The sequence below is a fragment of the Marivibrio sp. genome (genome assembly GCF_040218065.1).
Taxonomy (GTDB): Bacteria; Pseudomonadota; Alphaproteobacteria; order UBA8366; family Aestuariispiraceae; genus Marivibrio.
On sequence record NZ_JAVJQE010000008.1, the window covers coordinates 283,294 to 302,126 of the forward strand.

Consider the following 18,833-nt stretch of genomic DNA (forward strand, 5'->3'; position numbering starts at 1 on the left):
GAGACGCGGCCGAGAGCGGCGCACGCGCGCAGCCGGCGCCCGAGGGCTTTGAGGCATGTCGATCTTACGTCAGTTGCTGGTGGTGGCCGTCATCGCCGGGCTCGCCTACACCCTTTGGGACGCCCGCGATCTGGGGCTGTTGCGTTTGGCGGGACTCGAGCGGGACGCCGCCGGCGCCGACGGGTCGGGCGCGGCCTTGACGCCGGAGTCCGAGGGCGCGCCCGTGCTCGTCTCCGGCGTAGAGTTCCGTCGCGACCGCACGGTGATCGAAGCGGTGGGCGACGGCCTCGCGCTCAAGGCCGTGACGCTCTATTCCAGCGTTTCGGGCGAAGTCACGGACGTTTCTTTCAAGGCCGGTGAGCGCGTTGCGGCCGGCGAGGCGCTGGTTCGCCTCGACGACCGACGCGAACAGCTGGCTCTCGACCTGGCGCTTGTCGCGGTGAAGGACGCGGAGCAGACGCTCGAGCGCTTCGAGCGCGCGGTGCGAACGGGCGCGGTCTCGCAGAGCGAAGTGGACGCGGCCCGCACGGCGCTGGAGCGCGCGCGCCTGGAGCGCGATCAGGCCGAAGTGGCGTTGGAGGATCGCACGATCGAGGCGCCGTTCGACGGGGTGGTCGGCATCCCGCGGATCGAACCCGGCGACCGCGTGACGTCGGAGACCCTGCTGACGACGCTCGACGACCGCTCGGCGCTGCTGGTCGATTTCGACCTTCCGGAGATTTACCTCGGTCGCCTCGCCCTCGACATGCCCGTGCAGGCCGGCGCCTGGAGCCTGCCGGAACAAACCTTCTACGGCCGGCTGAGCGCGCTTGAAAGCCGCGTGGACGCGTCGACGCGCACGATCCGCGCCCGCGCGCGCCTGCCGAATGCGGGCGATCGGCTGCGTCCGGGCATGTCGTTCACGATCTTCATCGAATTGCCCGGCCGCGATTACGTCAGCGTCCCCGAGACCGCCGTCCAATGGGGAAGGGAGGGCGCCTATCTCTGGCGCGCCGCGGACGGCCGCGCGGAGAAAGTCTTCGTCGAGATCGTCAAACGCGGCGAGGGCCGCATCCTGATCGACGCTCCGCTTGGCGCGGACGACGAGATCGTCGTCGAGGGGGTGCAGCGCATGCGCGAGGGCGTGCGCCTCAGCGTCTCCGGCCGTATTGCGGCCGAGGCGGAGGCCGAGAAGCCGACGCCGGCGGCGCCGGCGGAGGGCGGATCGTGAGCGAAGAGGCGCCGGACGGCGCGGACGCGCCGGATCGTCGAACCCGCTTCTCCAGCCCGCTGCTAGGCGGGCTGCCGGCGCTCAGCATCCGCCGGCCGGTGCTGATCGTCGTCGTCAATCTGTTGATCGTGATCGCCGGGCTGGCCGCGATTCTCGGGGTCGAAGTGCGCGAGTTGCCGGACGTCGATCGGCCGACCGTCTCGATCCGCGTGGTTTGGGAGGGCGCGGCGCCCGAGACGATGGACACCGAGGTGACCAGCGTCATCGAAGGCGCGGCCGCCCGCGTCCCCGGCGTGCGCTCCATCGCCAGCTCCAGCGAGGAGAACAACGCGCGCATGCGCGTCGAGTTCAATCCCGGCGTCGATCTCGACACCGCGGCGATCGATCTGCGCGAAGCGGTGGCGGGAATCGAGCGCGATTTGCCCGACGGCATCGAAGATTTGGTCGTCGTCAAGGCCGACGCCGACGCCGATCCGATCATCCGCTTGGCGGTGGCGAGCGACGTGTTGAGCGAAGCGGATCTCACCGAGCTGGCGGACGAGGAGGTGGCGGCCGAGCTCGCCAACGTGCCCGGCGTCGCGGAGGTGCGTCTCTTCGGCGACCGCGAGCGCGTGCTGCGCGTGGTGGTCGATCCGCTGCAACTCGCCGGATACGATCTGTCGGTCGATGAGTTGGCCTCGACGCTGGAGGGGGCGCGGTTCGACGTGCCCGCGGGCAGCTACAAGTCCGACGATCAGATGCTGATCGTGCGCGCCGACGCCTCCGTCTGGCGGCCGGCGGATGTCGAGCGGCTGGTGGTGCGCGGCGACCTGACGCTGGGCGACGTGGCGGAGGTGTTCTACGGCCCGGCCGACGCGGACAACTACGTTCAGGTAGACGGTCAGCGGGTGATCGGCCTCGGCGTGGTGCGGCAGGCGCAATCGAACACGATCGAAATCTCGAAGGGCGTCGACCGCGCGGTGGAGCGCTTGAACCGCCGGCTCGACGAGGCCCGCGTGATCAAAATATCCGACGATGCGGTCTTCATCGAAAGCGCGGTGCGCGAGGTGCTGACGACGCTGGCGCTGGCCGTGCTGATCGTGATCGCGGTGATCTATCTCTTCATGGGCTCGATCCGGCCGACGCTGATCCCGGCGGCGGTGATCCCGGTCGCGCTGATCGGCGTGGTGGCGGCGATCTGGCTCGTCGGCTTTTCGATCAACATCCTGACGCTGCTCGCGCTCGTGCTGGCCACGGGGCTGATCGTCGACGACAGCATCGTCGTGCTGGAGAACATCCAGCGCCGGCGCAATCAGGGCCTCGCGCCCTTCGCCGCGGCGGTGGTGGGGGCGCGGCAGGTCTTCTTCGCGGTGATCGCGACGACGGCGACGCTGATCTCGGTCTTCCTGCCGATCTCCTTCCTGCCGGGGACGGCGGGCCGGCTGTTCGTCGAGTTCGGGTTCGTCTTGGCGATCGCGGTTGCGATTTCCTCCTTCACGGCGCTGACGCTGTGCCCGATGCTGGCGGCCCGGCTGCCGGACCGCAGCGGCGGGGAGAAGGGCGCGCGCACGGCGCAGGGCTCGGGCCTCGGCGTCCTCGGCCGGCCGGTGGCTCGCGCTTACGAACGGCTGTTGGACGGGGCCCTGGCGGCGCCCTTCGTGGTGCTGGCGATCGCGGGCGCGGCCGCCGTCGGCTCGGCGCTGCTGTTCACCGATATCGAACGCGAACTGACGCCGGCTGAAGACCGCGGCATGCTGCTGATTTGGCAGACCGGCCCCGACGGCGTCGGCCTTGAATACACAGGCCGCCAGGTCGAGCGGGTGGAAAGCGCGCTGCGTCCGCTGCGCGCGGACGGCGAGATCGAGACGATCTTCACCATCGTCGGGCGCTACGACATGCACCGCGCCTACACCGTAGCGCCGCTGAAGCCGTGGGCGGAGCGCGCTCGCTCGCAGCAGGAGATCGCCGCCTCGCTGCGCGGCGAACTTTCCGACATCCCAGGCATGAACGTCCGCATCATCGCGCCCAACAGCCTCAATCTGCGCGGCGCCGGCGGGGGCTTGGAGATCGCGCTGCTCGGCGACGACTACACCGAATTGGCGGCGGCCGCCGACGCCATGATGGCCGCCATGCGCGAACGCCACCCCGATCAGATGGAGGATCTGCGCCTCAGCTATCAGGCGACGCAGCCGGAATTGTCGCTCGACATCGACCGGCGCCGCGCCTCCGATCTGGGCGTTCCGGTGGAGGCGATCGCCGACGTGCTGCGCGCCATGGTCGACGGCTTCGAGGTGGCGGAGGTCACCGTCAACGACGAGGCCGTGCCGGTCATCCTTCAATCCGCCGCCGGAGCAATCGACGCGCCGGACGATCTGAGAGGCCTTTACGTACGCACGGACGCGGGCGGGATGGTCCCGCTCACCTCGCTGGTGACGATTCGCGAGAGGGGGGTCGCGACCGAACTCGACCGCCACGCGCAGAAGCGCGCGGTCGAGATCGACGCGGGCCTGCTTCCGGGCTATGCGCTGAGCGAAGCTGTCGCGGACGTCGAGACGCTTGCAGACGATGTGCTGCCGCCCGGGATCGCCCTAAAGCTGCTGGGTGAGGCGGAGACGCTGGAGGAGACCGCCTACGACGTCGCCGTCACCTTCGCGATCGCGATCCTGGTGGTGCTGCTCGTCCTGGCCGCGCAGTTCGAAAGCGTCAATTCGGCGCTGGTGATCATCCTGACGGTGCCGTTCGGCGTGTCGGCCGCGATCTTCGCGCTGGCGGCGACGGGGACCAGCATCAACATCTACAGCCAGATCGGCCTGATCATGCTGGTCGGGCTGATGGCGAAGAACGGCGTCCTGGTGGTGGAGTTCGCGGACCAGCTGCGCGACCGCGGCTATTCGGTGCGCGCGGCGGTGCGCAACGCGGCGCTGATCCGCCTCAGGCCGGTTATGATGACGATGCTGTCGACGGTGCTGGGCGGCGCGCCCTTGATCCTGGCGACCGGGGCGGGCGCGGAGGCGCGCAGCGCCATCGGCTGGGTCGTCTTCGGGGGACTCGGGATCGCGACGCTCTACACTCTGTTCCTCGCGCCGGTGATCTATCTCGGCCTCGCGCGGTTCGCCAAGCCGCGGGCCCACGGCGGCGACCGGTTGGCCGCCGAGCTGGCGGCCGCCGGCGACGCGGTCGAGCGCGATACGGACGTCGAGGACGAGATGGCCGAGCAGGGCCGCGCGCCGCAACCCGCGGGGACGGCATGAGGCGGGCGGCCGGCTTGAAGGCCGCGCTCATGGTCGCGCCGCTGCTGCTCGGCGGCTGCTGGACAGGGCTGCCCGACTGGGCCTCCTGGGGGGAGGGGCCCGTCGGTCCCGACTATGTCGCGCCGGAGCAGCCGGACATTCCCGCAAGTTACGCCGCGCCGCGCCCGGACTTCCTGGCGGGCGAGGCGGTGGAGGCGGGGCGTTGGTGGACCCGGTTTCAGGACCCGCTGCTGGATCGGTTGGTGGCCCGCGGCCTGGCCGAAAATCCGGATGTGCTGACCGCCGACAGCCGAGTGCGCGAGGCGCGCGCGCTGCTGCGCGGGGCCCGGGCCGCCAAGCGCCCCACATTGGACGCGGAAGCGGAGGCCGGGATCGAGGGCCGGCGCGCTTACGCCGACGCCGAACGCGACGAGGAGCGCGCCCTCGGCGGGGCGTTCGGCCTTGCGGCCGTGTTCGACTGGTCGCTCGATCTGTTCGGCGGCATGGAACGGGAAATTCAGGCGGCGGAAGCCGACCTGCGCCTGATCGAGGCGGAGCGGCGCGATGCGGCGCTCGGCGTGGCGGCCGAGATCGCGCGCACCTACGCCGACCTGCGCGGCGCGCAGACCCGATTGGCGTTGGCGGACGAGTCTTTGGCGCTGCAGCGCCGTTCGCTGCAGCTGGTCCAGGGCCGCGTCGACAGCGGCCTCGCCTCCGATCTGGATATGGCGAGGGCCGAGGCGGAGTTGGCGGCGCTGGAGGCCGATCGCGCGCCGATCCGCACTGAAATCCAACGCGCGGCCGCCGCGCTGGCGGTTCTTACCGGATCCCCGCCCGGCGCGCTGCCGGACGCGGTGAGAGAGGCGGGGGCGCCGCCGCAGATATCCGGCGGGCCGCCGATCGGCGCGCCGCTCGATCTCTTGCGCCAGCGGCCCGACCTGGTCGCCGCGGAGGAGGCGCTGATCCGTGCCACCGCCGAGATCGGCGTTGCGGAGGCGGAGCTTTATCCGAAATTCAGCCTGCCGGGGCGCATCGGGCTCGACCTGTCGGACGTCTTCACCGGCGAGATGGTGACGGCCATCGTCGGCTCGCTGTTCTTGGCGATCGACGCGCCCTTGTTCGACGGCGGGGCGCAGGAGGCTGAGGTCGAGGCGGCGACGGAGCGCGCGGAACAGGCCTTGCTCGCCTATCGCGCGACCCTTCTGGGCGCGCTGCAGGAGGTGGAGGGGGCGCTTGAAGGCTACGCCGGCGCCGCCCGGCGGGTTCAATCCTTGGAGCAGGCGGTGACGGCTAATCGTCTCGCCTTCACCCGCGCCGAACAGCGCTACACGCAGGGTCTGGCCAGTTTCCTCGACGTGCTGGAGGCGCAGCGCTCGCTGACCGATCGGCGGTTCGACCTCGCCGACGCCCGCACCGATCTGGCGCGCGAGGCGATCGCGCTGTATCAGGCGGCAGGGTTGGCCCCCGCGCCGGACGCCTAGGCCCCGGGATCCCGCCGCCCCAGAAGGCGCGGGCCGTAGGTCAGGCTGAACAGCCCGTAGGCGAGGATCCACCCGCCGGCCCCAAGCGCCAGCAAGAGCGGCCCGTCCTGCGGTCGGATCGCGGCCGCAAGCCGGGCGAACGCGGCGAGCGTGATCGCGGCGAAGATGGCGAGCGTCCAACGGTCGGCGGTGAGCGCCGCGCCGGAATGGCCGAGCGTCGCGCGCGTCATGACGGCCAGCGTCATGGTCCCGATCGCGCCGACGCCGAAGGCGTGGAAGGCCGCGCTCAACGGGATTGCCGGAAAGGCCGCCGCAGCCGCCGTCGTCGCGAACCCGACTGGAAGCCACGCGTAGCCGATGTGCAGCGCCAGCAACAGCGGCTCGGCGGCCGTCGCCGTCCCGCGCCAACGCGCGAGCCGGAGCGCCAGCGCCGTCGCCGCCGCGCCTGCGGTGAGCGCGAGCCACGGATCGTAGGGCCGGACGCCCAAATGCAGCAGCGCGACAAGAGCGCAGGCCATCGCGATCCCGTCGACCGGCCCGGCCGCCGCCGGCAGGCGCGTTGCGCCGCGCTTGACCAGCCAGTTGCGGGTGAAGCTCGGGGTGATCCGCCCGCCGATCAGCACGATCAGCATCACCGGCGTCGCGAGGCCGAGGCGCAGGCCGATTCCCGGCTCGACGCCGTCGGGCGGCGCCCAGCCGGCCGCCTCGGCGTGGGTTATCGCGTTGGCCAGGGCGAAGACGGCGAGCGCGGCGACCATCGGCAGATTGCGCGTGTTGCGCCCGGCGAGGATCTCGCGGGCGACGACGCTCAGGAAAATCACGGGGAAGGAGAGGTCGATCGCCGCCGCGCCCCAAGGATCCGCCGGCGTCCCGGTCGCGACCGCAAGGCGCCCCGCCAGCCATAGCCCGCACAGCCCCGCCAACCCGGCGCCCTGCAGCGGCAGGCGGCCGGTCCAGTTGGGAATGGCGGTCAACAGGAAGCCCGCGATGGCGGCCCCGGTGACCCCGAACAGCACTTCATGCGCGTGCCAGGACACCGGATCGAACGGACCCGCGATGGCCGGCGCCGCCCCCTCGATCCAGGCGAGCCAATAGAGCATCAGGGCAACGGCATAAACGCCGGCCGCCAGGAAGAAGGGACGAAAGCCGCGGCTGAAAAGCCCGGCGGCGCGCGGCTTGGCGTAGCGCGGCACGCCCCCCGCGGGTCTCGCCTCGCTCATCGGATCCGGCCCTTCCGTCTCACCAGCCTTCGACGCCGGCCATGTTGGGCAACTCGTGCGCGATCCCTTTGTGGCAGTCGATGCAGGTCTTCGAGCCGTCGATCAGTTGCGTACGGTGCGCCTCGGCCGCCCGCGGGCTCTGCTGGGTGAGGTCCATCGAGTCCTCGCTGTGGCAGTTCCGGCACTCCAGCGAATCGTTGGTCTGGAGCCGATGCCATTCGTGCTTGGCCAGACGCAGCCGGTTCGCCTCGAACTTCTCGCGCGTGTCGATGGTGCCGAAGACCCAGCCCCAAACCTCTTTCGAGGCCTGCATCTTGCGCGCGATCTTGTCGGTCCAGTCGTGCGGCACGTGACAGTCGGGGCAGGTCGCGCGCACGCCGGAGGCGTTGGAGAAGTGGACGGTGGTCTTGAGCTCCTCATAGACGTTGTCGCGCATTTCATGACACGCGATGCAGAACTCCTCGGTGTTGGTCGCCTCCATCGCCGTGTTGAAGCCGCCCCAGAACAGCACGCCCGCAACGAAGCCGCCGACCGTCAGGAAGCCGAGGCTCAGATGCACCGCCGGACGGGAGAGCGTCCGCCAGAAGATCTTCACCCAATCAATAAGCTTTCGCATCATGGCCGCCCCCTCATTCGTCGGCGTCGCCGCCGGCGGCGCTCAGCAGATCGTCCACGTCGACGAAGGTGTTTTCGACCGGCGGGCGGGCGTCCTGCTGGGGGACGTGGCACTGGGTGCAGAAGTAGCGGCGCGGCGAAACCGCGGCCAGAAACTGCCCGTCGCGGTCCATGTAGTGGGTGACGCTCACCATCGGGGCGCCGCTCTCCCCCGTCCGTCGCCGCGCGTGACAGCTCAGGCATTTGTTGGCCTTGAGGTCGAGCTGATAGCCTTCGATCTCGTGGGGAATGGTGGGCGGCTGTTCGGGATAGTTGCGGACCCGACGCTCCGCCCCGTCTTCGGTGCGGGCCATCATCGGGGGCTCGGTCCGATCCCCGATCGGCTCGGCGCCCCGCATGTGGGCGAGGCCGGCGCCCGCTTCCTGCGCGGCCGCGGTCGATACCGCGACGGTCGAGACGGCCGCGGTCGAGAAGGCGGCGAGCGCCAGCAGGCAGGCGGCGCATAGGCTTGCGGCGCGCATGGCGGTCTCCTTCCTGTGACGATTTCGGTTCTGCAGGGGCATGGCTCAGACCTTCTCGATCCGGACCGCGCACTTCTTGAAGTCGGTCTGCTTGGAGATCGGGTCGGTGGCGTCCAGCGTGCATTTGTTGATCAGCTGGCTGGCGTCGAACCAGGGCACGAAGACGACGCCTTCGGGCATCTTGTTGCGCCCGCGCGTCTCGACCCGCGTCTTCATCCGTCCGCGGCGGGAGGTGACCGCGACCGCGTCGCCGCGCCGCACGCCCAGGCGGTCGGCGTCGTCAGGATGCATGTAGACGACCGCGTCGGGTACGGCCTTGTAGAGCTCCGGAACGCGTTGGGTCATCGAGCCGGAGTGCCAATGCTCCAGCACCCGGCCGGTGGTGAGCCACATCGGGTACTCTTCGTCCGGGCTCTCCGCCGCCGGCTCATAGGGCAGGGCGAAGATGCGCGCCCGGCCGTCCTCATGGCCGTAGAACTCAACGCCGGCCCCCTCCTTGACGTAGGGGTCGTAGCCCTCGCGGTAGCGCCAGCGCGTCTCCTCCCCGTCGACCACGGGCCAGCGCAGGCCGCGCTCCTCGTGATAGCGCTCGAAGGCGGCGAGGTCGTGCGCTTTGCCGCGCCCGAAGCGGGCGTATTCCTCGAACAGACCTTTCTGGATATAGAAGCCGAAGGCCTCCGCCTCGTCGTTGGCGTAGTCGTCGGCGGTCTCCTCCAGCGGGTAGCGGTCGACCTGACCGTTCGCGAACAGGAGGTCGTAGAGAGTCGCGTCCTTATATTCCGGCGCGGCCTCGACCAGTTCGGCAGGCCAGACCTCGTCGACGCGGAAGCGCTTGGAGAACTCGACCAGCTGCCACAGGTCCGAGCGGCTCTCGCCCGGGGCGTCCACCAGCTGGCGCCAGAACTGGGTGCGCCGTTCGGCGTTGCCGTAGGCGCCCTCCTTTTCGACCCACATGGCGGTCGGCAGGATCAGGTCGGCGGCCTGAGCCGTCACGGTCGGATAGGCGTCGGAGACGACGATGAAATTCTCCGGGTTGCGATAGCCGGGCAGCGTCTCCTCGTTCAAGTTCGGCGCGGCCTGCATATTATTGTTGACCTGCACCCAATAGGCGTTGAGCGCGCCGTCCTTGAGCTTCCGGTTCTGCAGGACGGCGTGATAGCCGGGCCTCTCGGGAACCGCCCCCTCGGGCAGCTTCCAGATCTTCTCCGCCAGCTTGCGGTGGTCCGGGTTCATAACGACCATATCTGCCGGCAGGCGGTGGGAGAAGGTGCCGACCTCGCGCGCCGTGCCGCAGGCGGACGGCTGGCCGGTCAGCGAGAAGGGGCTGTTGCCCGGCTCTGCGATTTTGCCGGTCAGCAGATGGATGTTGTAGATCAGGTTGTTGGCCCAGACGCCGCGGGTGTGCTGGTTGAAGCCCATCGTCCAGAAGGATGTGACCTTCACCTCCGGATCGGCGTAGAGCTCGGCCATCTCAAGGAGACGCTCCTTCGGCACGCCCGAGATCTCATGCGCGTAGTCGAGCGTGTAGTCGGCGACGAAGTCCTTGTACTCCTCGAAGCTCATCGGGCTGGAGGCGCCGGGGTTGTCGGCGTTCGCGGCCGCCTGTTGCAGCGGATGCTCGTCGCGCAGCCCGTAGCCGATGTCGGTCACGCCGCGCCGGAAGGTCGCGTGCTTGTCCACGAAGTCCTGATTGACGCGGCCGGTCTGGATGATGTGGTTCGCGATGAAATTCAGGATCACGAGATCGGTCTGCGGCGTGAACACCATTGGGATGTCGGCCAGATCGAAGCAGCGATGCTCGAAGGTCGACAGCACGCCCACCTTTACATGCGGCGCGCTCAGCCGCCGGTCGGTCACCCGGGTCCAGAGGATCGGGTGCATCTCCGCCATGTTGGAGCCCCACAGGAAGAAGGCGTCGGCGTGCTCGATGTCGTCGTAGCAGCCCATCGGCTCGTCCATGCCGAAGGTGCGCATGAAGCCGCCGACGGCGGACGCCATGCAGTGCCGGGCGTTCGGGTCGATGTTGTTGCTGCGAAAGCCGGCCTTGAAGAGCTTGGCGGCGGCGTAGCCCTCCCAGACCGTCCATTGGCCGGAGCCGAACATGCCGACCGCCTCCGGTCCCTTCTCTTTCAGCGTCTTCTTGAACTGGGCGGCCATGACGTCGAAGGCCTCGTCCCAGCTGACCGGCGTGAATTCGCCGTCCTTGGCGTATTCGCCGTGCCTCTTGCGCAGCAGCGGCTGGGTCAGGCGGTCCTCGCCATAGAGGATCTTGGAGAGGAAGTAGCCCTTCACGCAGTTCAAGCCGCGATTGACCTCCGCCTTCACGTCGCCGTGGGTTGCGACGACGCGGCCCTTCTTGGTCGCGACCATGACCGAGCAGCCGGTCCCGCAGAAGCGGCAGGCGGCCTTCGACCATTTGAGTTCGGCCTTCTCGCGCTCGGCGACCAGGTTCTGGGCCTGCGCGGGCAGGGAGACGCCGGCGGCGGCGGCGGCGCTGGCGGCGGCCTTCGCCTTAAGGACCGCGCGACGGGTCGGCTTCATCTCGCTCATTTTCTGCTCTCCTCGGTGGGGGAGGGGGATGTTGTTGCGGGCTGCGCGTCGTCGCCGCGGTCGGATTCGACGTCGGTTTCGTCGTCGATCCCGTGGAAGACGAGCGAGCAGCCCAACGCGCCGTCTAGCAGCGCGAACGCGTGGGACAGATCGGCGATCCGCTGGGAGCTTTCGGTCTCCAGCAGCACGATCAGCTTGCCGGCGGCGTCGCGCGCGGCGATCACGGCTTCCGGCTCGGCGGCGATGCGCTCGGCCAGGGCGTCCAGCGCCTCGGGCCGGCATTGGACCATCAGGCTGGCGATGTGGACGGGCTCCGTCATGCGGGCGCCTCCCGCCGCGCGGGGGCGATCGCGACGGCCTCTTCCGGGCAGACGCCGACGCAGGCCCCGCAACCGGTGCATCGCTCAGGCAGAATCTCAGGCGTCGGGGGGCCGCCGAGACGGGGCGCGAAGCGTATCGCGCCCTCCGGGCAGGCGTCGCGGCAGGCCTCGCAATGGACCCCCGCGTGGGGCAGGCAGCGGTCTTGCGCGATCGTCACGGAAAGACGCCAGGGCGGATCGCGCTCGGCCTCGAAGACCGGCTCCGGACAGGCGTCGACGCAGGCGTGACAGAAGATGCATTCGCCGCCGCCTGCGTGAAAATCGACGGCGGGCAGGCCGCCGGATCCCGCGACCAGGATGTCTTCGGGGCAGGCGGACAGGCAGGCGCCGCATCGCGTGCAGGCGTCCGCCAGCCGGGCTTCGTCCGTCCAGGGCGGACGGACCGGGGGCGGCCCGGCGGGGCGCCCGCGCAACAGCGCGCGCCGGCCGTGGTCGACAGGCGCGTCCGCCGGCTTCGGGGAGGCGTCGGCGCTCATTTCCTCAAGCTCCCGGAGGTCCGGGCGGCCCGAAGATCATCTGCAAGATCCACACGGCGAAGCCGAAGGCGCCGACAAAGGCGACGGCCAGGCCGGGGAACAGGATGAAGCAGGTGAAGAGAAAGGTCCGAAGCTCGCGCTTCTTGACCGTCCGCGCGTCCCGGTCCTGCGGGCTCGCATCGGTCTCCGGCATCGGCTTTCGCCTCCGCGTCGGATGGATTTGCCGCGCAACCGAGCTTGTCGGCGTGCGACGCGAATTATGTAGGAGACCGTAACATATCGATGCGGGCGTGTAAAAGACCGTAGTTACGGCGTGGAAATACGGACGGCTTGCTACGCTCCGTCGGCGCGGGCTTGATGGGGGCCGAACAAGAGAGGACGGCGCAATGACTCCGGACGATTTTCGCAAGGAGGCCGCCGCCCGCGGCTTCGAGGCGCCGATCGAGAAAAGCTGGGAGGCGGGGCGCGTCAATGCGATGCACACCCACGACGGCGCGCTCTATCTGCTGGGCTTGGCGGGGGAGATGACCGTCGTCTACGACGACGGCTCGCCGCCCGTCGTCCTCGGCCCCGGTGCGACCGTCGAAGTGCCCGGCGGCGTCGTGCATGAGGAGCGCGCGGGTCCCGACGGCGTGCGCTTCCTGGCGGCGGTGCGGGGCTGAGCGCGCCTCGCCCGCGCTAGACCAGGTCCCGCGGGATCAGGCGCTCCCAATTGCGGCTGAAGATTCGGCGGTCGTCCTCGTAGGCGTCGAGTTCCGCGATGACCCGGAAGTTTTCCTCGTCGCACTGCAGGCGGGTGCGGGTGATCGTGCGGACATGCCAGCCCTCGCGCCGCAACCCGCGCACCGCCTGCACCTCGCCCGCGATCGATTGAAAATCGTCATTCTCGGAGCTGTACCACTCCTCGGTCTTCTGCTCGAGCTCCAGATCCGCGTCGGGCAGGTAGCTGCGCGCGTTGTCGTCGACCACGTGCAGGGTCGAGCGGTCGAGCGCCAAGTCACGCTCCACCGTCCAATTGTGGTGCGTCAGGCCGCGCGTCTCGGTCTCCAGCGGCTCGTTCATCTCGGGTGGCTCGAACGCCACCGCTTCGTCCAGCGCCTGGCCTTCGCGGATCGGCAGCAGCAGGCGGCTGGAGCCGGTGTAGACCTTGAGCTTCGCGACCGTCGGCGCCGGCCAGGCCAACGGCCAGTAGCTGGTCGAGATCGCGACCCTGATCCGGTTGCCGGCCGGGAAGCACTGGGCGATCCGGTTCAGGCGCACCCGCGCGCGATAGCGTTTGCCGGGCTCCAGCGGCTCGGGCTCGCCGTGGTCGTTGCGGTGCGTCAGGTTGAGGACGCCGTAGGTGACCCGCGTCGCCTTGTCGTCGGGCCTAACGTCCGAAAGGCGCACCGCGACCATGGCGACCGGTTGATCCACCTCGAAATCCAGATCGATCTCGGGCGCGCCGAGGATCTCGACGTCTTCCTCCAGGCGGTAGGAGTTGAAGACGAGCGCGCCGCCGTCCTCCTGCCGCTGGTCGTGCGGCAGGTCCGGAGTCGCGGCGTAGGAGCACCATTTGCCCGCGAACAAACCAGTCGAGAGCGGGGACTGCACGGAGATGAACTCCTGATCGTCCAGGTTCTTCGCCGCCGGATCGAGCGAGTCGAGCGTATCCGTGCGCAACAGCCGATAGGCGGAGGCCAGCGCGTAGGGCGTCTCCTTCACCCGCTCGGACGGCCAGCGGCGTTCGCCCACCCAGCGACCGGGGCGATGATCGTAGCTTGGCGTCGGCGCGACGGAATGCTGCATCCAGGCGCGCAACTTCGGCTCCTCCATGATCCCGCTGTCGATCCCTTTGAGCCAATGGTCCCAGAAGCGCACGCACTCCTGCAGAAAGCCGATAGCGGGGCCGGGTTCGCCGATATGGGGGTATTTGTGGCTCCACGGTCCGACGAGGCCGAGGCAGGGCGCCTGCAGATTCTCCATCAGTCGGAAAACCGCGTTCGAATAGCCGTCGGCCCAGCCGGACACCGCCATCACCGGCGTCTTGACCTGGGACCAATCCTCGCAGATCGAGCCGTGGCGCCAGAACTCGTCGCGGCGCTGATGCTCAAGCCAGTTGACGATCCAGGGTTCGCAGCCCTCGAGCCGCTCCAGCCACATGTCGCGCCAACGCGCGCCCACCACCTCAGGGTCGGGCGGCAGCGAGTTGTAGGCGAACATCTGCGAGGCCCAGCTCAGATTGTCGCCGAGCAGGCAGCCGCCCATGTAGTGCACGTCGTCGGCGTAACGGTCGTCGGTCGAGCAGACGCTGACCACCGCCTTCAGCTGCGGCGGCTGCAGCGCGGCGATCTGCAGCCCGTTGAAGCCGCCCCAGGAGATGCCGATCATGCCGACGTCGCCGGTGCACCAGGGCTGCGCCTCCAGCCACTCTAGGATCTTCACGCCGTCGTCGAGCTCCGACTGGAGATACTCGTCCGCCAGCACCCCGTCGCTGTCGCCGCTGCCGCGGATGTCGACCCTAACAGAGGCGTAGCCGCGCGCCGCGAAATAGGGGTGGTGCATCGAATCCCGCGGGGCGGTGAAGTCGTTCTTGCGATAGGGGATGTATTCCAGGACCGCCGGGACCGGCGTCTGGTGCGCGCTTTTCGGCAGCCAGATGCGGGCGGAAAGCTCCAGCCCGTCGGTCACGGGGATGCGCACATGGCGCATCACTTCGATCTCCTCCGGGGCGTCGTCGGCGTAGGGCATGCGGGCGAACCTCGCGATGGTCGTTCGGGCAAGTCGGGCGGCGTCAGGAGGCGCGGCGCTCTTCGACCGGGCGAAAGCGGAAGCCCAGAATCTCCAGGCAATCCTCGTAGCGCGCCATCAGGTCGTCTTCGCTGTCCGCGCCCAGGAACAGTTCGGCGTAGATGTAGTTGCCGGGCGCCTGCTCCCTCAGTTCGGAAAGGCGATCGCCTTCCTCGCAAGCCGTCTCCACTTCAGCGTCGGGGTAGCGCTCGCGCATCCGCCAGACGTCCCGATCGCTCGGCGTGCGCTCGACGATCGCATCCTCGAAGCGGCGCAGATAGAACTTGCCGGCGCGGTTGAACTGACCGCCGCCGCGGTCCCAGCGCGGCTCGCGACCCAGCGCGAGGTCGAGCGCGAACTGGAAGTGCGGCCGGCCGTCCACCCGCTCGAACAGGCCGGCATGGGATTGCGACAGCCGCGCGTTCACCTCCAGGATGTCGAGGCGGTCTTCCTCGCGATTGAAGAAGAACTCGATGTTGAAGGGCGCATCGTCGTAGCCGAGCCGCCGGATCAGCCGCTCGCTCTCCCGCGCCATGCGGGCGTACGCCTCGTCCGACTCGCGGCTCGGGTAACTGTAATGGTGGAAGGTGTGGCCGTCCTCAAAGCGGATGGAGTCGATCAGTGCGTAGGAGACGACCTCGCCGTCCTTGGCGTAGCCTTCGACGGTGCACTGGTCGCCGTCGGAGATGATCTCCTCCGCGACGCACAGATCGGCGCCGCCCTCCTTCAGATGATCGGGCAGGCCGACCCGCTCGATCACATAGGCGAAGGGCTTGGTCAGGTCGCGGATGCCGGCGCGGATCTCTTCGATCGCGCGATCAAAGTCCGCGCGGCTTTCGATCCGAAAGCCCAGCATAGAGGAATGGCCGACAACCGGCTTCACCCAGAAGGGATAGTCCAGATGGATCGCGGCCATCGGGTCGTCGTCGAAGGGATTGAAGCCGGCGAAGTCCGGCGTCTTCATGACCTTCGCCTGCTCCTCGCGGAACCAGAGCTTGTGCTCGCATTTGAGCACGGATTCCAAGCTGGCGTAGGGCACGTCGAACTCCTCGGCGAGCGCGGCTGCGATCGAGGAGGAGGGGAAATCCCAATAGGTTAGGATTCCGTCGATCCCGCCCGCCTCGCCGATGCGTGCGCGCGCGGCCTCAAGCCGCTCCTCGAACGGATAGTCCGGGCCGTGGATGATCGTCTCGGGCCGCGTGATGACGCCGCGAAAGCGGCAATCGTCGGCGCCTTTCAGGTGCTTGAGTTTCGAGCCGTTGAAGTCGTCCAATCCAACGACGCCGACATCGTAGGTCATAAACCGCCTCCGTCCGGGTCGCGTTTGTCGTCCTCCTAAAGGAATGGGGATGGACGTTAAGGCTAACAACCCCGCGCCGCAGGCGGATCGGTCGAAAAGCCCCTAGCCTGCGCGGGGGGCCTCCTTCTGGCGGAGGGAGGACAAGGTCATCAAGGCAGTTCATGCAGAAGGACGATCCGCAAGCCGCGGGCCTCCCGCCTCGTCGGCCCGGACGGGCTCCGGGCCGACGGGCTCTCGCGTCCGCCGACGCGCACCGCTGTTCCCCCGGCGCAAGGCCGGGGGGCGGTGGACGGCCTTTGGCGAGTCCTCGGATTTTCAGAAGGGACGTCATCCCAGGTCGGCCTGTCGGCCGCCCGGGACGACAGGCTCCTTTTTTCAACGCATCAGCCGTCCAAGGGGCAGGCGGTTCACGCAGACCGGCGCGGGCGCGTCAGCTGGGAAAGATGATCTCCTCCAGCGCCGGCTTGCGCTCGTAGAGGTCGAGGACGACGCCCTGCATGCGCACGAGCGCCGCGACCGCGTCCAGCGTCGGCGTCGGGATGTCGAGCCGGCGCGCCAGCTCCAGCACGGTCGAGGTGAGCGCGTCGAGCTCCATCGGGCGGCCTTGCTCCACGTCTTGGCGGGTGGAGGGCTTGTGGCCGACGATCTCCGCGCCGCCGTCGATCCGCCGCTCGACGTCGACGGCGAAGCGCGCGCCGACGGCCTCGCCGACCGCCTTGCACTCCAGCATCATGCGTCGGACCACGTCGCGGCAGGCCGGGTTCTCGCCGATCAGGTCGAGGCTCGCGCCGGTGAGCGCCGAGACGGGGTTGAAGCTGCAATTGCCCCATAGCTTGATCCAGATCTCGTCGCGCAGCCGCCCTTTGCGCGGGGCTTTCAGGCCGCCGGCGATCATCAGCTTGGACAGCGTCTCCAGGCGCTCGGTCTGCTCGCCGTCCGGCTCGCCCAGCGAGAAGCGGTTGCCGTACTTGTGTTCGATTACGCCCGGCTCCGGCACGCTGGCGGCCGGGTAGACGACGCAGCCGATCGCGCGCTCCGGTCCGAAGGTCTTCCATTGCGCGCCGCCGGGATCGACCGTCTCGATCGGCGTATCGTCGAGCGCGGTGCCGGTGCCCGCCTTGTAGAAGTACCACCAGGGCAGCCCGTTGACGGCTGAGACGACGGCCGTCTCCTTCCCCAAAAGCGGGGCGAACTTGTCCACGATCGGCGGCACGGAATGGGCTTTCAGCGCGATGACGACGTAGTCTTGCCCGCCGAGATCGGCCGGGTCGTCGCTGGCCGCGACCTTGTAGGTCTTCTCCCGGCCGTCCATGCGCAGGACCATGCCGTTCTTCTTCATGGCGGCGAGGTGCGGCCCGCGCGCGACGATGGAGACGTCGGCGCCGGCCTCCGCCAGGGCGCCCGCCATCAGCCCGCCGATGGCCCCGGCGCCGAAGATGCAGACCCGCGTCATTCCGCCTCTCCCAAGCCCAGCTTCTCGTGCAGGCCGATGCGCTGCAGCTTGCCGGTCGCGCCCTTCGGGATCTCGTCGACGAAGACGAACTTCTTCGGGATCTTGAAGGGGGCGAGCTTCTCGGCGGCGTAGTCCTTGAGCTCCTTCTCGCTCGCCTGCGCGCCCTCGCGCAGCACGACCGCGGCCGCGACCTCCTCGCCCAGCATCTTGTGGGGCAGGGCGAAGGTGACGACCTGCTGCACGGCCGGATGGTCCATGTAGAAATCATCGACCTCCAGCGGCGAGACCTTCTCGCCGCCGCGGTTGATGATCTCCTTGATGCGCCCGGTGATCTTCAGATAGCCGTCCGGGTCCAGCAGCCCCTGATCGCCGGTGCGGAACCAGCCGTCGACGAAGCTCTCCTCGTTCGCCTTCGGATTGGCCTCGTAGCCGGGGGTCACGTTCTCGCCCTTGATGCAGACCTCGCCTTCCTCGCCTTGCGCGGCGTCGGCGCCGTCCAGCTTGCGGATCTTGATCTCCGGCCCCGCGGGCAGACCGACGAAGCCCGGCTTCTGGGCGCCCGGCGGCAGCGGGTTGGAGGCCATCTGGTGCGTCGCCTCGGTCATGCCGTAGGCCTCGATGACAGGGCAGTCGAAGGTCTCCGCCAACTCCTTGAAGACCGCCGGCGGCAGCGAGGCGGAGGAGGAGCGCACGAAGCGGAAGTCGATCTTCGCCAGCGCATCGGGATTGCGCTTGGCGCGCAATAGGATCGTCTGGTGCATCGTCGGCACGCCGGAATACCAGCTCGGCTTCTGCTCCGCCGCGAGGTCGAGGAACTTGAGCGCGTTGAAGCCCGGCGTGCAGCACACCGACGCGCCCGCCTTCATCGACGCCAGCACCACCGCGATCAGCCCGTGGATGTGGAACAGCGGCATGATGTTCAGGCAGTGATCCGCCGACGTGAGTTGAAGCGTCTCGGCGATGTTGCGCGCGGAGGCGAACAGGTTCCGCTGCGTCAACGGCACCACCTTCGGGCGCGAAGTGGTGCCGGAGGTGTGCAGGACCAGCGCTTCGTCGTCCTCCGCCGGGTCGGAGGCGTCAGCCTCCTCATCCCACAACCGGAAGGCGCCGGCCGCGGCCCCCTCGGCGACGACGGCCTCGGCGACGGGTATTCCAAGCGCGCTCGCCGCCGCGAGCACGGGGTTGTCGCCGCCGGCCTCCGCGATCACCAGCTTCGGCTTCAGATCCTCCAGATAGAAGGCGTATTCGGACTGTTTGTAGGCCGGGTTCAGCGGCGCGGCCGACAGGCCGGCGGCGACGCCGAGGAAGGCGCTCGCCATCTCCGGGCCGTTGGGTAGGACGATGGCGACCCGATCGCCCGGGCCGATGTCGCGCGCGGCCAGTTGGCGGCGCAGACTACGGCAGTGCGCACGCAGATCGGCGTAGGTCATGTCCGGTCGGCCGGGCGCGGTCAGCGCGACCGCCTCGTCGGCGCCGGCGGCGATCAGAGCTTTGACGGATTTGTTCGACATGGCTGTTTCCTCACACTTGCGCCCCGCAGACTTTTCCGTTCGCCCGGGGGACAAAATCCCCGCGCCCGCAGCCTAGAACTGCGCTCCGGCGAACCCAAGCCCGGACGACGGGGCGGATGCGTTTTTCGAATACCGCGC

The 18,833-nt window shown here is 69.0% G+C and carries 15 protein-coding genes; 4 read left to right on the forward strand and 11 right to left on the reverse strand.

Annotation, left to right across the window (positions count from 1 at the left end; translation table 11 throughout):
- Positions 1–55: 55 nt before the first annotated feature.
- Genes RIB45_RS07675 through RIB45_RS07685 form a run of 3 tightly spaced genes read left to right on the forward strand, consistent with a single transcriptional unit; the run spans position 56 to position 5,900 of the window.
- A complete protein-coding gene (locus tag RIB45_RS07675) occupies positions 56–1,210 on the forward strand; it encodes an efflux RND transporter periplasmic adaptor subunit (protein ID WP_350049660.1) in 1,155 nt (384 codons plus the stop codon).
- Entirely contained in the window at positions 1,207–4,440 is a 3,234-nt protein-coding gene (locus RIB45_RS07680) for an efflux RND transporter permease subunit (protein WP_350049661.1), read from the forward strand. The genes RIB45_RS07675 and RIB45_RS07680 overlap by 4 nt, the downstream gene beginning before the upstream one ends.
- Positions 4,437–5,900 carry an efflux transporter outer membrane subunit gene (locus tag RIB45_RS07685; RefSeq protein ID WP_350049662.1) on the forward strand — a complete coding sequence of 488 codons (1,464 nt, stop codon included), beginning with the start codon at positions 4,437–4,439 and terminating at the stop codon, positions 5,898–5,900. Before RIB45_RS07680 ends, RIB45_RS07685 begins: the two co-directional genes overlap by 4 nt.
- On the opposite strand, the gene RIB45_RS07690 is transcribed toward RIB45_RS07685, so the two are convergent.
- From RIB45_RS07690 to RIB45_RS07720, 7 genes are read right to left on the reverse strand one after another with little or no spacing between them, the layout of a single operon-like run.
- Complete coding sequence (locus RIB45_RS07690) at positions 5,897–7,120, reverse strand: NnrS family protein (RefSeq protein WP_350049663.1); 1,224 nt, start codon at positions 7,118–7,120, stop codon at positions 5,897–5,899. The two genes, RIB45_RS07685 and RIB45_RS07690, sit on opposite strands and share 4 nt — an antisense overlap.
- A gap of 19 nt (positions 7,121–7,139) precedes the next feature.
- Complete coding sequence (locus RIB45_RS07695; protein WP_502882561.1) at positions 7,140–7,739, reverse strand: NapC/NirT family cytochrome c; 600 nt, start codon at positions 7,737–7,739, stop codon at positions 7,140–7,142.
- A 10-nt stretch (positions 7,740–7,749) separates the two neighbouring features.
- On the reverse strand, positions 7,750–8,256 hold the full coding sequence (locus RIB45_RS07700) for a nitrate reductase cytochrome c-type subunit (RefSeq protein ID WP_350049664.1): 507 nt from the start codon (positions 8,254–8,256) through the stop codon (positions 7,750–7,752).
- A gap of 45 nt (positions 8,257–8,301) precedes the next feature.
- Positions 8,302–10,797 (reverse strand): nitrate reductase catalytic subunit NapA, encoded by a 2,496-nt coding sequence (napA, locus tag RIB45_RS07705; protein ID WP_350049871.1) that lies wholly within the window; start codon positions 10,795–10,797, stop codon positions 8,302–8,304.
- Between the two features lie 5 nt (positions 10,798–10,802).
- Entirely contained in the window at positions 10,803–11,126 is a 324-nt protein-coding gene (locus RIB45_RS07710) for a chaperone NapD (RefSeq protein WP_350049665.1), read from the reverse strand.
- Complete coding sequence (gene napF / locus RIB45_RS07715) at positions 11,123–11,662, reverse strand: ferredoxin-type protein NapF (protein ID WP_350049666.1); 540 nt, start codon at positions 11,660–11,662, stop codon at positions 11,123–11,125. The genes RIB45_RS07710 and napF overlap by 4 nt, the downstream gene beginning before the upstream one ends.
- A 4-nt stretch (positions 11,663–11,666) precedes the next feature.
- Positions 11,667–11,855: a periplasmic nitrate reductase, NapE protein gene (locus RIB45_RS07720; RefSeq protein ID WP_350049667.1), complete on the reverse strand. Its 189-nt coding sequence runs from the start codon at positions 11,853–11,855 to the stop codon at positions 11,667–11,669.
- Between the two features lie 193 nt (positions 11,856–12,048).
- Here RIB45_RS07720 and RIB45_RS07725 point away from each other — a divergent pair, with 193 nt between their 5' ends.
- Entirely contained in the window at positions 12,049–12,324 is a 276-nt protein-coding gene (locus tag RIB45_RS07725) for a cupin domain-containing protein (protein WP_350049668.1), read from the forward strand.
- Positions 12,325–12,340: 16 nt separating this feature from the next.
- Here the strand turns inward: RIB45_RS07725 and RIB45_RS07730 are convergent, their stop codons facing one another.
- The 4 genes from RIB45_RS07730 to RIB45_RS07745 all read right to left on the reverse strand — a co-directional run bounded on the left by RIB45_RS07730 (position 12,341) and on the right by RIB45_RS07745 (position 18,695).
- Positions 12,341–14,392 (reverse strand): CocE/NonD family hydrolase, encoded by a 2,052-nt coding sequence (locus tag RIB45_RS07730; RefSeq protein ID WP_350049669.1) that lies wholly within the window; start codon positions 14,390–14,392, stop codon positions 12,341–12,343.
- A gap of 43 nt (positions 14,393–14,435) precedes the next feature.
- Complete coding sequence (locus tag RIB45_RS07735) at positions 14,436–15,731, reverse strand: ATP-grasp domain-containing protein (RefSeq protein ID WP_350049670.1); 1,296 nt, start codon at positions 15,729–15,731, stop codon at positions 14,436–14,438.
- Between the two features lie 430 nt (positions 15,732–16,161).
- Positions 16,162–17,184 carry a 2-dehydropantoate 2-reductase gene (locus RIB45_RS07740; protein ID WP_350049671.1) on the reverse strand — a complete coding sequence of 341 codons (1,023 nt, stop codon included), beginning with the start codon at positions 17,182–17,184 and terminating at the stop codon, positions 16,162–16,164.
- Positions 17,181–18,695 carry an acyl--CoA ligase gene (locus RIB45_RS07745; RefSeq protein ID WP_350049672.1) on the reverse strand — a complete coding sequence of 505 codons (1,515 nt, stop codon included), beginning with the start codon at positions 18,693–18,695 and terminating at the stop codon, positions 17,181–17,183. The genes RIB45_RS07740 and RIB45_RS07745 overlap by 4 nt, the downstream gene beginning before the upstream one ends.
- Between the last annotated feature and the right edge of the window lie 138 nt (positions 18,696–18,833).

Bases quoted from the DNA above. Each gene is read 5' to 3' on its own strand.
- RIB45_RS07745 (WP_350049672.1), bottom strand. From the start codon at position 18,695: ATGTCGAACAAATCCGTCAAAGCTCTGATCGCCGCCGGCGCCGACGAG.
- RIB45_RS07730 (WP_350049669.1), bottom strand. From the start codon at position 14,392: ATGCCCTACGCCGACGACGCCCCGGAGGAGATCGAAGTGATGCGCCAT.
- napF (WP_350049666.1), bottom strand. From the start codon at position 11,662: ATGAGCGCCGACGCCTCCCCGAAGCCGGCGGACGCGCCTGTCGACCAC.
- RIB45_RS07690 (WP_350049663.1), bottom strand. From the start codon at position 7,120: ATGAGCGAGGCGAGACCCGCGGGGGGCGTGCCGCGCTACGCCAAGCCG.
- RIB45_RS07740 (WP_350049671.1), bottom strand. From the start codon at position 17,184: ATGACGCGGGTCTGCATCTTCGGCGCCGGGGCCATCGGCGGGCTGATG.
- RIB45_RS07710 (WP_350049665.1), bottom strand. From the start codon at position 11,126: ATGACGGAGCCCGTCCACATCGCCAGCCTGATGGTCCAATGCCGGCCC.
- RIB45_RS07695 (WP_502882561.1), bottom strand. From the start codon at position 7,739: ATGATGCGAAAGCTTATTGATTGGGTGAAGATCTTCTGGCGGACGCTC.
- RIB45_RS07675 (WP_350049660.1), top strand. From the start codon at position 56: ATGTCGATCTTACGTCAGTTGCTGGTGGTGGCCGTCATCGCCGGGCTC.
- RIB45_RS07725 (WP_350049668.1), top strand. From the start codon at position 12,049: ATGACTCCGGACGATTTTCGCAAGGAGGCCGCCGCCCGCGGCTTCGAG.
- RIB45_RS07685 (WP_350049662.1), top strand. From the start codon at position 4,437: ATGAGGCGGGCGGCCGGCTTGAAGGCCGCGCTCATGGTCGCGCCGCTG.
- RIB45_RS07735 (WP_350049670.1), bottom strand. From the start codon at position 15,731: ATGACCTACGATGTCGGCGTCGTTGGATTGGACGACTTCAACGGCTCG.
- napA (WP_350049871.1), bottom strand. From the start codon at position 10,797: ATGAAGCCGACCCGTCGCGCGGTCCTTAAGGCGAAGGCCGCCGCCAGC.
- RIB45_RS07720 (WP_350049667.1), bottom strand. From the start codon at position 11,855: ATGCCGGAGACCGATGCGAGCCCGCAGGACCGGGACGCGCGGACGGTC.
- RIB45_RS07700 (WP_350049664.1), bottom strand. From the start codon at position 8,256: ATGCGCGCCGCAAGCCTATGCGCCGCCTGCCTGCTGGCGCTCGCCGCC.